We start from the raw sequence: 13907 nt of genomic DNA on the forward strand, positions 1-13907 counted from the left end.
GTCAGACCGCTTGCAGGGCGCGCAGGTCGAGGCGGCCGTCCTGCAGCGGCGGGCACCAGTAGTAGCCGCCGGTGATCGGCCGGCTCATGCGGTACAGGCCGTCGACTATGCCGTCTTCCAGGCCGCTCATGCGCCGCAGCTGGACTTCGAAGGCCTGGAGGCTGTGGCCGAAGGCGAGGAACATCAGGCCGCCCTTGTCGCCTTCGATCCATGGCATCGAACGGCGCACCATAAAGGCCTCGGGGGTGAAGCTCTCCTGGGCGGTGCGCTTGACGTGGGCCGAGTCCGGTGCGTCGTCCAGCTCTTCGTTGTCGCTCAGGCGGCGGCCGATGATGTTGTCGCGTTCCTCCTGATGCATCGCGGCAAAACCCTTGAAGTCGTGCTGCCACTGCTGGATCGCGGCGAAGCTGCCACCGCGCAGGCCATCGGCGCCTTCGGCCAGGGCCGCGGAAACCGCTTCTTCATCGTGGGGGTTTTCGGTGCCGTCCTCGTAACCGGTCAGGTCGTGGCCGGTCTTGTGGCGGAAGGCTTCGTTCATCTGTACCAGACGCAGCGCCGGGGCCAGGGCGGCCTCCAGGGCATTGCTGCGGTGCAGCAGCTCGCCGCGGTCTTCGCCATGCAGCCAGACCCACAGCGCGTGCTGGGTCGAAGGGTTGTCGACGCCGACCCCGGTCAGCGCCGGGAAGGCCTTGAGCCCCTGCACGCGGGCGCCCAGCGCCTTGACCAGCGACGCACCGAAACCCGCTACCGCCGTTTTCCCGTCCACCTGCGTCAGCAAGCGATCGATCGCCGCCGGCAGTGCCTCGATGGATTCGAGGGCGAAAAACAGATGGCGAGCCTGGCTCGGAACGGGGGTGGCAAGAATGCCCGGCTGGTAGTAACTCATAGCGACTCCTTGAAGAAAGCCCGAAGTTTACCCGGCGCACCACAATTTGTGGGGGTTTAGACACGCATGGACCTGCGTGGTGAATCGTCACGCCACCGCAAGCCATGCCCTACAACTGGCCGCCCTCTTCCCGGTAGGCGCTGGGGCTCAGGCCGGTCCAGCGTTTGAATGCCCGGCGAAAACTGCGCACGTCGCTGTAGCCCACCGCCTCGGTGATGCGCTCGATGGACAGCTGCGGGTTGGCCAGCAGGCTCAGGGTGCGCGCCCGGCGCACCTGCTCGAGCAGCGCTTCGAAGGTCAGGTCGTGCTCGCTCAGGCGTCGGCGCAGGGTGCGCCCGCTCATGTTCAGGTCGCTGGCGACCTGGTCGATATGGCTGCCCTGGGTCAGGTCGCGGGAGATGGCCCGCTCCACCGCCTGGATCAGGTCCAGCTTGCGGTGCACCTGGGCGCTTTCCAGTTCCAGCAGCTTGAGCGCCTGGCGCAGGGCCACGGCGTGGTGGTTGGGCAGGCGCGTGTCCAGCCAGTGGCCGGCGATGACCATGCGGTTGTGCAGGCAGCCGAAGTGCACATCCGGCCCCAGCAGGCGCAGGTATTCGTCCCGGTAGGCCGGGGCGGCGTGCATGAACTCGACCCGCAGCGCCTTGAAATCGGCACCGACCAGGGCGCGGCCATAGACCGGCAGGCTGGCGAAGAACTCTTCGACGGCAAAGATCTGCACCTCGCTGTAGGGCAGCCGGCATTCGGCCTCGACAAAAAATTCGGTGCCCTGCTGCCGGACGCTGCAGCTGACGATGCCGCCCGAGGTGTGCTGGTGGCGGATGCCGATGTCGAAGGCATCGCGCAGGGTCTTGCACAGCGACAGCACATGCCCCAGCAGGCCGAGGGTGCCGAGCACGTTCTGGTGCCCGACCCACAGGCCCAGGCCCTGCTGCGGCAAGGCCTTGAGCGCGCGCTGGATCATCGCCACGGCCTGGCGGTAGGAGATGCGTTGCGCGGGGTCCTGCAGGTCGTCGAGGGTAAAGCCCAGGCCGCGGCACAGGGCGTGCGGGTCGACGCCGTGGCTGCCGGCGACTTCGGCCAGGGTCTGCAACAGGAAGGGTGAAACCAGGGCCAGTTGGTACTGTGGATCGACGGCTTTCGTCTGCATGGGCATCGGGTCCCGAGCCGGTTCGGCTGCAATTCTTATTCTGGTTATGCGCCCCGCTCCCATCACTGCCAGGGCGAGGCGAGCGCTCGCTCAGCATAGCGTTTTCCGCTCGCGTTCACGGAAGGATGTAACAAGTCATTGCAGGCTGGCCGCGAAAGTCCCCCTCAGTGGCCGCCAATACCCTGCCTGGCCGGGCGCCGAAGGCTTATTCCTATGGGGCGGCCGGAAACCGGCCGACTGTGCGCCCACTGACAATAATAAGAGCCCGAACATGAATTCGACCCGCACGCATCGCTCCCGGCGCCTCGCCGCCAGCCTGGCCTGTATCGCCGCCCTGCCCGCCCTGGCACCGGCCACCGAGTCCGGGGTCGACAACATCGGCACCGGCACCGACGGCTTTTTCATCCTGCCGCTGGACGTCAACGGCCTGCCGGACCACATGTTCGCCTTCAACCTCTATTACAACCACTACGAGGCACGGAAGCTGAATATCAGCTCCCTGGGCGGCAAGGTGCCGGACGTGCGGATCGTCTCGGACGCGATCATTCCCCGCCTCGATTACCTGAGCCCGCTTCGGCTGTTCGGCGGGCGCCTCGGCGGCTACATGGCGCAACCTTATCTGCGCCAGCAGGTGGGAGTCTTCGGCCTCAAGGACCAGCGCGAAAGCATGGGCGACACCACCATCGCGCCGATCATCCTGTGGGACATGGGCAAGAACCTGACCCTGGGCGCCGCCGTGGAAATCACCATTCCCACCGGCAAGTACGACGCGACGCGCCTGGCCAATACCAGCAACAACTTCTACACCTACAAGCCGCTGGTTTCGGTGACCTGGCTGCCCACCCCGCGCACCGAGCTGTCGATGAAAACCACCTACAGCTTCAACGAGGAAAACCACGCCACCGACTACAAGTCCGGGCAGATCTTCCACTTCGACTATTCCGCCAGCTACAAGGTGACCGACAACCTGAGCCTGGGGCTCAACGGCTACTACCTGAAGCAGACCACCGACGACAAACAGTACGGCCGCACCGTGCAGTTTCTCGGCGAGGACGTGGACGACGGCGTGCGCGGCCAGGTGTTCGCCATCGGCCCGGCGCTGTACCTGACCTTCCTCAAGTACGCCAGCGCGGAGATCCGCTGGGCCAAGGAGTTCGACGTGGAGAACCGGCCCGAGGGCGAGATGCTGTGGGCCAAGCTGACGATTCCGTTCAGCTTGTGATGTAGGAGCGCCACCTGCTCGCTCCTACGGATTGCGCGATCTTCTTCTGTAGGAGCACAGCTTGCGTGCGATGGCCGTGACGCAGAATGTCTGAACCACCGCGTTATCGTTTATCGCGGGCAAGCCTCGCTCCTACAGAAGAACGTGTGAGCTTCTGTAGGAGCGAGCGGGCGGCGATCCGACTTGCTCGCGATGAGACCCTCGGCCCCACCGCAAAAACCTAGCTGTAGACCGGCCAGCTGTCGACGATCCGCCCGCCGCGCACCGCCAGCAGGTCGCCGAACTGCAGCAGCACCGCTTCGCTCTGCATCGGCCGCAGGAACACCTGGTCGTCCGGCCCCAGGCCCACGGCGGGCGAGCCGTTGACCATCTCCTGGTTGGAACTGCGGCCGAACAAGCCGTTGCTTTGCAGCCCCGAGGGCGACTCGAACTCGGCCAGCCAGTTGCCGCCGTAGATGAAGAACGTCTCGCGCTGGTTCGGGTCCCACCAGGCGAACAGCTTCGACTTGTCGTCCAGCGCCGGGATGCGCACCGGGCCGGTGCTTTTCAGCACCGGCGTGGCGATGTAGGCCGCGGGCAGATGTTCGCTGAGGGACGGCAGGTCGTAGTGGGTCGGCTTGAGCATCGCCGTGCCCACCGACACTTCGCTGCTCAACTGTTCCTGCTCATGCATGCGGTAGCTGGGGCTGCCGGCGGTGTTCAGGGTCAGCCCCGGCTGCCAGAGCGCCGGATGGCGTTGCCGGGTGAAGTCCACGGCGCTCTGGTAGCGCTGCATGACCTTGGCGAACAGCACGTCGGGCGAGCCGAGAATGCCCGGCACGCCCATGCCGACAAAGGGGTCGTAGCCCATGAAACCGGCGAACTCCAGGTGCTGGGGGTTGGCGGCGATCAGGGTCAGCAGCGGCCCCAGTTCGAGGCTGTCCTTCACCCCGCCGCGGTGCAGGCCGACGTCCAGCTCGATATTGATCCGCAACCGGGTGCCCAGGCCTCGGGCCAGGGCCAGGTATTGCTGCAGGTGTTGCGGGGTGTCGATCAGCCACTGCAACTGCCGGGCCGGATCGAACGGGCCTTTGTGGCCCTGGTAGAACAGCTCGGCGGAACGCACCGGCAGCGGCTTGCCCAGCAGGATATCGGCCTCGGGAAAACGCTGGGCATCGTGATTGAGGAACGGCTGGTGGAACGACATCAGGCGCTGGGTGCCGGCGCGTTGGCCGATATAGTCCAGCAATCCCGGCGACGGCAGGGATTTCTCCACCAGCCGCAGCTGCTTACCGCCGCGCTTGACCGACTGCAGCACCACATCGATGTTGTGGTCCAGGCGGTCGAGGTCGATCAGCATCACCGGGCGCATCGGGCCGTGGACCTTGAGCTCCCGGTTCAGCGCGCGGAAATAGTCGCTGTAGGGCCCGCCCCGGTCGGCGGGCCGCAGCCAGGCGCCCACCCCCGCCAACAACGCGCCGACACCCGCGGTACCGAGCAGGAAGTTGCGTCGATTCATCCTATTTTCTCCCTTCAGACCACGCCCAGGATGGACGACAGGTGGGCATTGAGGAACTTGCCGCCGGGGTCCAGCGCCTCGCGCACCCGGGTGAATTCCCGCCAGCGCGGGTACAGCGCCTGCAACTGCCGGGCGTTGAGGCTGTGCAACTTGCCCCAGTGCGGGCGGCCGGCGTATTTCCAGAAAATCGGCTCGACGGCGGCGAAGAAGTTGTGGTGGTCCATGCCGTAGTGCTGGTGCACCGAGATCGAACAGCTGTCGCGGCCCTCGAACATGCTCAGGGGAATGTCGTCGGCCTGGACGTAGCGGTACTCGATGGGAAACCAGGTGCGCAGGTCCTTGTCGCGGATCAGCTTGAGGATTTCCCGCAGGCACGCCGGGCCGTGCTCGGCCGGCACCGAATACTCCATTTCGTTGAAGCGCACGTTGCGCACATTGGCGTAGACCTCGTAGGAGTCGCCAACCCGGTCATCGAAACTGGCGAAATGCCGCAGGCTGTTGAGCAGGGTGCGGCGGGTCTCAGGAAAGTCGCTGAGGTACTTGTCGAGGTTCTCGATCAGGCTGACGAACTCGTTGCCGCCCTCTTGTGCCGGGTCCACCGGTGGGGTCGCCGGGTCCTCGGTTTCATTCAGGGCGATCGACAGCGCGTAGTCGGAATGGGTGACCACCAGCATTTCCCAGTGCTGGTTGTCGCGGGTGTTTTTCGCCAGGTCTTCGAGCAGTTCCTCGGTCTTGGCGATCCACTGTTTTTCCCGCAGGCGATAGGCCGGGCGATTCTGCAAGCACACCCGGGTGGCGACGCCCAGGGCACCGAGGGACACCCGCGCGGCGCTGAAGACCTCGGCGTTGCGGCTGCTGTCGCAGTCCAGCACCTCGCCGCTGGCGGTCACCAGTTGCAGGCCGCAGACCTGGGCCGAATAGGACTTGAAGCCGACACCGGTGCCATGGGTCGAGGTGGCGATGGCCCCGGCCAGGGTCTGGTAGTCGATGTCGGCCATGTTCGGCAGGGCCTGGCCGATCGCCTTGAGCGGCGCGCCCATGCGCGACATCGGCGTGCCGGCGGCGAACTCGGCCTGCAAGGTGGCAGCATCATGGCTGAGCAGGCCGCTGAAGAAGCTCAGCGACAACAGCGTGCCGTCGGTGGGCACCAGGGCGCTGAAGGAGTGCCCCGAGCCCACCGGGCGGATCTTGCCCGGGGCCTGGCGAATCACCTGCACCAGCTCATCCAGGTCCTTGGGCGCCAGCCGCGCCAGGGGCAGGCAGCTTTGCGCGCCGGACCAGTTGCGCCAGGGAATCAGCCGTGGCGCCCGCGCCAGCTCGGCCAGCAGCGGGTTGCTGGTCAGCGCGCCGAACGTCCCGACTACTGCGCTGCGTTGCAGCAACTGACGTCGTGTGAGGTGCATGGTCATGCCTGTGTCCCTGTGCCGGGTTATTGGAGGTCTTGTGCGGACATGAAGCGGATCAGGGCGAGGAACTGCGCCTCGGAACACTGCATGCACAGGCCCATCGGCGGCATGCCGTTGTAACCGTTGATGCTGTGGTCCAGCAGGGTGTCGGCGCCCTGGGCAATGCGCGGGCGCCAGGCCTGGACATCGCCGGTCAGCGGCGCGCCGGACGCCGGGTTGGTGTGGCAGAGCTTGCAACTGCTGTCGTAGATCCGCGCCAGCACCGAATCGTCGGGCAGTTGTTGCACGGCCGCCGCCGATGGCGGCGCGCTCTGGTCGCCACAGGCAACCAGCAGCCCGCCCAGCGCCAACCACAGCGCGAGGCGCGCCAGGCGATACAGCCTGGTGACGGATGAAAACCGCAGCGAGGCAGTCGGTGCCGGCATGGTGTTCCTCTCGGGTGACGGTCGGGATCGACCCAGAGCCAACACTAAGGCAGGCGCCGCCACGGCCTGAGGGCATTGCGGGCCAGCGAGGGGGGCATCTGCGGCCAGGCCGGTGGGAGCGATGGGTTGGCGCAACCGCCGCTATGCGGCTATCGCGAGCAAGCTCGCGATTGTGACGACGCAGCCAGCGCTTCAGCGCCAGTTGAAACAAAGGCTGTTTTTCCATGGGAAAAAACGGCTACTCTTGGCCCAAAGAACCACACCATCACACCTCTGCTGCACGACTTTCCGCCATTTTGGCCCAGCTTTTTGCTAAAGACCCGAGACATCAAGGCGTATACCCGTAGAAACAAACCTTGAAGACCCGTCTCGCCCGTCAGCGCCGGCGCGCTATCCAGCCCGCCGGTGCATTGCCCATTGCCATTACGGAATAGAGTCATGACCACAGCCCATCTGTTGAACACGCTGTTTCCCGTCGCCGCCGACATCCCCGAGCAGTACCGCCTGGACGGCCAGGTCGAGCAACGCGAGTACCTGGTCGACGGTCAGTTGCAGACCTGGAACGGGCCCCTGGCCCTGGTGCGCAGCCCGGTGTACCTGGACACCGCCAATGGCGACGAGCAAGTGATTCTCGGCAGCACCCCGCTGCTCGACGCCGACACCGCGCTGACCGCCCTCGACGCCGCCGTGCGCGCCTACGACCGTGGCCAGGGCGCCTGGCCGACCATGCGCGTGGCCGAACGCATCCAGCACGTCGAAGCCTTCCTCGGGCGCATGCGCGAACAGCGCTCGGCGGTGGTCAAGCTGCTGATGTGGGAAATCGGCAAGAACCTCAAGGACTCGGAAAAAGAGTTCGACCGCACCTGCGACTACATCGTCGACACCATCAACGCGCTCAAGGAACTCGACCGCCGCTCCAGCCGCTTCGAGCTGGAGCAGGACACCCTCGGCCAGATCCGCCGCGTGCCGCTGGGCGTGGCCCTGTGCATGGGCCCGTACAACTACCCGCTGAACGAGACCTTCACCACCCTGATCCCGGCGCTGATCATGGGCAACACCGTGGTGTTCAAGCCGGCCAAGTTCGGCGTGCTGCTGATCCGCCCGCTGCTGGAAGCTTTCCGCGACAGCTTCCCGGCCGGGGTGATCAACGTGATCTACGGCAGCGGCCGGGAAACCGTCAGCGCGCTGATGGCCAGCGGCAAGATCGATATCTTCGCCTTTATCGGCACCAACAAGGCCGCCAGCGACCTGAAGAAACTGCACCCCAAGCCGCACCGCCTGCGCGCCGCCCTGGGCCTGGACGCGAAAAACCCTGGCATCGTGCTGCCGGAGGTGGACCTGGATAACGCGGTCAACGAGGCGATCACCGGCTCGCTGTCGTTCAACGGCCAGCGCTGCACCGCGCTGAAAATCCTCTTCGTCCATGAAACCGTGGTCGATGCCTTCATCGAGAAATTCAACGCCAAGCTGCTCAGCCTCAAGCCCGGCATGCCGTGGGAACCGGGGGTGGCGCTGACGCCGCTGCCGGAGTCGGGCAAGGTCGATTACCTGCACGCCCTGGTGGCCGACGCCATCGACAAGGGCGCCAAGGTGGTCAACCCCGGCGGTGGCGAAGCGCGGGCCTCGTTCTTCTACCCGGCGGTGCTGTACCCGGTGAACAGCCAGATGCGCGTGTACCAGGAAGAGCAGTTCGGCCCGGTGGTGCCGATCGTGCCGTATCGCGACCTGGAAACGGTGATCGACTACGTCCTGGAATCGGACTTCGGCCAGCAGCTGAGTATCTTCGGCACCCAACCGGCACAAGTCGGGCGGCTGGTGGACGCCTTCGCCAACCAGGTCGGGCGGATCAACCTCAACGCCCAGTGCCAGCGCGGCCCGGACACCTACCCGTTCAACGGGCGCAAGAACTCCGCCGAAGGCACGCTGTCTGTGCATGACGCGTTGCGCACCTTCTCGATCCGCACCCTGGTGGCCACCAAGTTCCAGGAGAGCAACAAGGAGCTGATCAGCGACATCATCCGTAACCGCGAGTCGGGCTTCCTGACCACCGATTACATTTTCTAGAAACGGAGAATTTCCCCTGGGCCTGCCAACCCCTTGGCGATCCTTTCGCCTGCCACCGCTGTTGCGCCGATTCCTGCTCCCGGTACTGGACCCGTATCGGCGCTACCGCTACGCCAAGCTGATCCATGCGGTGCGCGTGGCCCTGGGGTTGCTGGCCACCATCGCGCTGACCACCGGCCTCAACCTGCCTCACGGCGAATGGGCGTCGGTGACCATGCTGGTGGTGATCGGCGGCTTGCAGCACCACGGCAATATCGGCAAGAAAGCCGCGGAACGGGCTATCGGCACCCTGATCGGCGCGGGCGTCGGCCTGGTGCTGGTGGTGCAGCAGGCTTACCTGGGCATGTCCTGGCTGACCTACCTGGGGATGTCGGTGGTGTGCGGGTATTTCTCCTATCACGCCATCGGCAAGGGCGGTTACACCGCGCTGCTGGCGGCGATCACTGTGTTCATCGTCGCCGGCCATGGCGACAACCACGTCAGCGATGGCCTGTGGCGCACGGTGGACATCCTGATCGGCATCGCCCTGGCCCTGGCCTTCTCCTTCGCCATTCCGCTGTATGCGGTGTATTCCTGGCGCTACAACCTGGCCAGCGCCTTGCGCGACTGCGCCACCCTTTACGGACGCATCATCGGCGGCCAGTCGGTGACCGACGATGAACACTTGAAGTTGCTCGGGCGCCTCAACAGCACCTTGCTGCAACTGCGCTCGCTGATGCCCTCGGTGTCCAAGGAAGTGCGGATCTCCATGACCGAACTGGACGCCATCCAGCGCAACCTGCGCATGTGCTTCAGCACCCTGGAAATCCTTGGCAATACCCGGCCGAACCTCAGCGACCCACAGGCTCGCGAGCAGCTGCAACAGGTGTTGAAACACGAGCACCGGCAGGTGCGCATACAGCTGGTGGGCATGGCCCGCGCCCTGCAATCCGGCGCCACCAGACGCCTGGGGCGGCCCCTGGATGGCCCGCCCTCCTCGACCCTAGACACCTCGGTCTACACCGCCTTGGACGGCTATCGCCTGCTGACCCGGCAACTGGTGGCCAACCTCAACGAGATGCGCCAGCGCCTGGCGAAAAGCGCGGAGCACTGGAAGATCTGAGGGCCCTGCGCCTGCCGCCCAAGTAGCGCCGCTAGAACAATTCGCTGAACGGAATGAACCGCGCCGGCTCACCGACCCGCAAGGTGCTGCCCTCGAGAATCTCCACCAGCCCATCGGCCCAGGAAGCACCCAGCAACACGCCGGAACTCTGGTTTGGATAAAGCACGGCGCGCCCCTCCTCCAGCCTGGCCCGCAGGTACTCGCGGCGGCTGCCCGCTTTCGGCCAGTCGAAACCGACGCTGACCGGGAAGCTCAATGGCATCACCTCCTCGACACCCTGGATGCGCAACAGGTAAGGCCGGGCCAGCAGGCCAAAGGTCACCAGGGCCGAGGTCGGGTTGCCGGGCAGGCCGATCACCGGCACCCTGCCGAAGCGTCCGACGGTCAGCGGCTTGCCGGGTTTTATCGCGAGTTTCCAGAACACCGGGGTGGCGCACTCGCGCAGCACCTGGCCGAGGCAATCGGCGTCGCCGGCGGACACGCCGCCGGTGGTCAGGATCAGGTCCGCCGCGCACTGCAGCTGCTCCAGGCGCAGCCGGGTCTGCTGTGGCTGGTCGGGGAGAATCCCGGCATCGATCACCTCGCAGCCCAGGGCACTCAACCAGTGGCTGAGCAGGGTGCGATTGCTGTTGTAGATGCAGCCGGGGCGCAAGGGCGTACCCGGCTCGGCCAGTTCGTCGCCGGTGGACAGCAACGCCACCCGTGGCCGCCGCACCAGCGGCAGATGGGTACAGCCCTGGGCCGCGGCGATGGCCAGTTCGAAAGGCCCCAGGCGTTTGCCGGCACGCAGCAGCACTTGCCCGGCGCGATTCTCCTGGCCTTGGGCGCGGATATTCTGGCCGGCCTTCAGCGGCTGCTTGAAGCGGATGCGACCGTCGTCGAGCTGCTCGACGTTCTCCTGCATCTCGATGCTGTTGGCGCCCTCGGGCAGCGGCGCGCCGGTGAAGATTCGCGCGCAGGTGCCCGGCAGCAACGGCTCGGGGGGCTGGCCGGCAAAGATGCGTTGCGACACCGCCAGCGGCTGCCCGTCCCAGCCCTCGAGGTTCAAGGCATAACCGTCCATGGCGCTGTTCGGCCAGGGCGGCAGGTCCAGGGTCGCCACCAGGTCGCTGGCCAGCACCCGTTGCCGCGCCTCGCCCAGCGCCACCGGCTCGCTGTCCTGCACGCGCTGCGCCTCGGCCATGGCCAGCAAGCGGGCGATGGCCTCCTCCACTGGCATCAGCGGTGACGGGCTCATCCGCGAGTCCCGCAGGCTTGCACCTGCTTGAGGTGTGGCACGAAATTGCACGGCCGATGGCGGGCGTCCAGCTGCTCGGCAAGGATGCCTTCCCAGGCAGTCCGGCAGGCACCCGTGGAGCCCGGCAGGCAGCACACCAGGGTGCCGTTGGACAGCCCGGCCAGGGCCCGGCTCTGCACGGTGGAGGTGCCGATATCGAGGATGGAGATCGCCCGGAACAGTTCACCGAAACCGTCGATCCGCTTGTCCAGCAGGCAGCCCACCGCCTCGGGCGTGCTGTCGCGTCCGGTGAAGCCGGTGCCGCCGGTAATCAGCACCACCTGGATATTCTCATCGGCGATCCACAGCGCGACCTGGGCGCGGATCTTGTACAGGTCGTCCTTGAGCAGGTTGCGCTCGCTCAGGGTATGGCCAGCTTCCAGCAGGCGGCTGACGAGCAATTGCCCGGAGGTATCGGTGGCGTATTCGCGGGTGTCGCTGACGGTCAGCACGGCAATATTCAGGGGGACAAACAATGCATCCGATTTCACGCTCATGTCTTTCTCCGGCAGGCAGTCATAAAAACCATTGCCAGAGGCTAAAGCGCTGAAACCGTCAGTGTCTAATCACTCTGGCCGACCACTTTATCGAGCCCATCTATCAAGGCTTTTTTCCCTGGAAAACGCGGTTCGGCGCGGGTGAAATCCGCGGTCGATAGAGCCTTTTGATCGGACATTCGATACTTCCGATTGGACTCGCGGCGGCGACAATGAGATCGTCCCGATACCCAACCAGCGTGCCTTGAACCATGACCCCGACCTGTCCCGCTTCCCCTTTGTCCATCCCCTGCTCGGTACTGCTGCTGGCCGGCGGCCGTGGCGCACGCATGGGCGGACGGGACAAGGGTTTGCTGCCCTGGCAGGGCAAGCCGCTGATCGCCCATGTACAGGCGGCGGTCCGGCCCTTCAGCGACGACCTGATCATCTCCTGCAACCGCAACGCCGAGCAGTACCGGGCCTATGCCGACCAACTGGTGGAGGATTCGCAGAAGGATTTCCCGGGCCCGCTGGCGGGTGTGCTCGCCGGCCTGGCGGTGGCGCGTCATCCGTGGCTGCTGGTGTTCGCCTGCGACGCGCCGAAAATCGACGCCGCGCTGATCAGCGCCATGCTGGCGGCGCGCCCCGCCGCGGACTCGGTGCTGATGGTGCAGCAGGCCGGCCACTGGCAACCCATGTTCAGCCTGATCCCCAAGACCTTGCTGGCGAGCCTGCAACAAGACTGGGACGCCGGCGAGCGCAGCCTGCAACGCGCCTTGTCGAAGCACCGGCCGCAAGCCTTGGTCTGCGCCGAGGACGACCCGCGCCTGAGCAACTTCAATACCCCTGAGCTACTTTTTTAACGGCGGTTTTTAACAGCGCTTTTTTAACAGCTCCGCGTGCCACCGAACGGGTGCACAGTCTTTTCCTCCAAAGGTCGGATCGGGATGTCCGGACACTTCGTGCATCCTGGACAGCAACCTTACCCCTGACATCAAATCCCTTTCTCAGCAGGTGCCACCGTGGACATCAAACAACTCAAGTTCCTTATCGCCCTGGACCAGACCCGACACTTCGGCCAGGCCGCGGCGCGCTGCCACATTACCCAGCCGACCCTGTCCATGCGCTTGCGCAATCTGGAGGACGAGCTGGACCTGGTGCTGGTCAAGCGCGGCCAGCGTTTCGAAGGTTTCACCGAGGCCGGCGAACGGGTGCTGGCCTGGGCGCGGACCCTGCTCGCCGCCCATGACGGGCTATTCGCCGAGGCCGCCGCGTGCCGTGGCCAACTGGTCGGCAGCCTGCGCCTGGGCCTGGTGCCGTTGAGCAGCTTCAACCCGATCGGCTACGTCCAGGGGCTTTCCAAGAGTTTCCCGGAACTCAAGTTCGCCCTGTCGTCCATGAGTTCGGACCAGATCATCGAGGGTCTGGGCAACAACCAGCTGGACCTGGGGGTGTGTTATCTGGACCACGTGAACCCGAACTATTTCGAGTTTTTCGAGATCGGCGAAACCCGCGTTGGCCTGCTGTACGACACCCGCCACTTCCATTTCGAAGGCAGCGAAATGAGCTGGGAAGAAGCCGCCGAGCTGCCCCTGGGGATGATCAGCAATGGCATGCACTACCGCAAATCCATCGACCTGAGTTTCCGCAGCCGTGGCCTCGACCCGCAGCCGATCCTCGAAAGCGACTCCACCTATCAGCTGTTCCAGGCGATTCACGAAGGCTTCTGTTGCTCGATCATGCCGCTGTCCAGCGGCCTGGAAAATCCGATCGAGAACCTGGCGTTCATCAACCTGCCGGATGCCAGCGTGCTGGCGCCCCTGGGCCTGGTGATGCGCAAGACCGAACCGCGCTCGGCCATCGCCGAAAAGTGCTTTGCCGAAGCCAGGAAACTGTTTGCCGCACCAGAGCCAACGGCCGACTAAAGCTGCTGCGCCGCAGGGCGTATCCCTGCCCTACCAGCGACTGGCGGCCAGTTGGTCGCTCTCCCTGCCCTCCACCCAACGTTCGCCGGACAAAGTCTGTTCGCGCTTCCAGAACGGCGCGCGGGTTTTCAGATAGTCCATCAGGAAGGCGCAGGCCGCGAAGGCCGCCTGCCGATGGGCGCTGGCGACGCCGACAAACACGATCGGCTCAGCCACCTCCAACAGTCCCACCCGATGCACGACCCTGACCCGTTGCAGCGGCCAGCGCTGATTGGCCTCATCGACGATGCGCTGCAACGCGCGCTCGGTCATGCCCGGGTAATATTCGAGGAACAGGCTGCCGACCTGTTCTCCCAGGTTCAGGTCGCGCACATAGCCGACGAAGGTCACCACCGCGCCAACGCTCGGGTCCCCGCCGTGCACCTCACGGTGCAGTCGATCGAGGTCGAGGGCCTCGGCCTGGACATGCACGGTCATGGT

The 13907-nt window shown here is 65.4% G+C and carries 13 protein-coding genes; 5 read left to right on the forward strand and 8 right to left on the reverse strand.

Annotated features, from left to right (window positions below):
* Position 1: 1 nt before the first annotated feature.
* A complete protein-coding gene (locus DK261_RS09180) occupies positions 2-886 on the reverse strand; it encodes a Dyp-type peroxidase (RefSeq protein ID WP_038577957.1) in 885 nt (294 codons plus the stop codon).
* 109 nt (positions 887-995) lie between these two features.
* Entirely contained in the window at positions 996-2033 is a 1038-nt protein-coding gene (locus DK261_RS09185; RefSeq protein ID WP_110175619.1) for an AraC family transcriptional regulator, read from the reverse strand.
* A gap of 271 nt (positions 2034-2304) precedes the next feature.
* On the opposite strand from DK261_RS09185, the gene DK261_RS09190 reads away from it, so the two are divergent.
* Positions 2305-3255, forward strand: a complete 951-nt coding sequence (locus DK261_RS09190; RefSeq protein ID WP_110175620.1) for a transporter — start codon at positions 2305-2307, stop codon at positions 3253-3255.
* A 220-nt stretch (positions 3256-3475) separates the two neighbouring features.
* Here the strand turns inward: DK261_RS09190 and DK261_RS09195 are convergent, their stop codons facing one another.
* From DK261_RS09195 to DK261_RS09205, 3 genes are all read right to left on the reverse strand, one after another.
* Complete coding sequence (locus DK261_RS09195; protein ID WP_177411712.1) at positions 3476-4684, reverse strand: DSD1 family PLP-dependent enzyme; 1209 nt, start codon at positions 4682-4684, stop codon at positions 3476-3478.
* A gap of 83 nt (positions 4685-4767) precedes the next feature.
* A complete protein-coding gene (locus DK261_RS09200; protein WP_177411713.1) occupies positions 4768-6096 on the reverse strand; it encodes a D-arabinono-1,4-lactone oxidase in 1329 nt (442 codons plus the stop codon).
* A gap of 86 nt (positions 6097-6182) precedes the next feature.
* Positions 6183-6584 (reverse strand): cytochrome c5 family protein, encoded by a 402-nt coding sequence (locus DK261_RS09205; RefSeq protein WP_110175623.1) that lies wholly within the window; start codon positions 6582-6584, stop codon positions 6183-6185.
* A gap of 438 nt (positions 6585-7022) precedes the next feature.
* Here DK261_RS09205 and DK261_RS09210 point away from each other — a divergent pair, with 438 nt between their 5' ends.
* Together DK261_RS09210 and DK261_RS09215 are read left to right on the forward strand one after the other, a co-directional pair.
* A complete protein-coding gene (locus DK261_RS09210; protein ID WP_009049718.1) occupies positions 7023-8648 on the forward strand; it encodes an NADP-dependent glyceraldehyde-3-phosphate dehydrogenase in 1626 nt (541 codons plus the stop codon).
* Positions 8649-8709: 61 nt separating this feature from the next.
* Positions 8710-9750 carry an FUSC family protein gene (locus DK261_RS09215; protein WP_016701848.1) on the forward strand — a complete coding sequence of 347 codons (1041 nt, stop codon included), beginning with the start codon at positions 8710-8712 and terminating at the stop codon, positions 9748-9750.
* A gap of 31 nt (positions 9751-9781) precedes the next feature.
* Here DK261_RS09215 and glp read toward each other — a convergent pair whose 3' ends face one another.
* Entirely contained in the window at positions 9782-10987 is a 1206-nt protein-coding gene (gene glp, locus DK261_RS09220) for a gephyrin-like molybdotransferase Glp (protein ID WP_110175624.1), read from the reverse strand.
* A complete protein-coding gene (gene moaB / locus DK261_RS09225; RefSeq protein ID WP_009049721.1) occupies positions 10984-11523 on the reverse strand; it encodes a molybdenum cofactor biosynthesis protein B in 540 nt (179 codons plus the stop codon). The genes glp and moaB overlap by 4 nt, the downstream gene beginning before the upstream one ends.
* A gap of 251 nt (positions 11524-11774) precedes the next feature.
* Here moaB and mobA point away from each other — a divergent pair, with 251 nt between their 5' ends.
* Entirely contained in the window at positions 11775-12365 is a 591-nt protein-coding gene (gene mobA / locus DK261_RS09230; RefSeq protein ID WP_023964542.1) for a molybdenum cofactor guanylyltransferase MobA, read from the forward strand.
* A gap of 159 nt (positions 12366-12524) precedes the next feature.
* Positions 12525-13427: a LysR family transcriptional regulator gene (locus DK261_RS09235; RefSeq protein WP_009049723.1), complete on the forward strand. Its 903-nt coding sequence runs from the start codon at positions 12525-12527 to the stop codon at positions 13425-13427.
* A 30-nt stretch (positions 13428-13457) separates the two neighbouring features.
* On the opposite strand, the gene moaE is transcribed toward DK261_RS09235, so the two are convergent.
* A complete protein-coding gene (gene moaE / locus DK261_RS09240) occupies positions 13458-13904 on the reverse strand; it encodes a molybdopterin synthase catalytic subunit MoaE (protein ID WP_110175625.1) in 447 nt (148 codons plus the stop codon).
* Positions 13905-13907: the final 3 nt, after the last annotated feature.

This window comes from Pseudomonas sp. RW409 (assembly GCF_003184125.1).
In the GTDB taxonomy this organism is placed as follows: Bacteria; Pseudomonadota; Gammaproteobacteria; order Pseudomonadales; family Pseudomonadaceae; genus Aquipseudomonas; species Aquipseudomonas chlororaphis_I.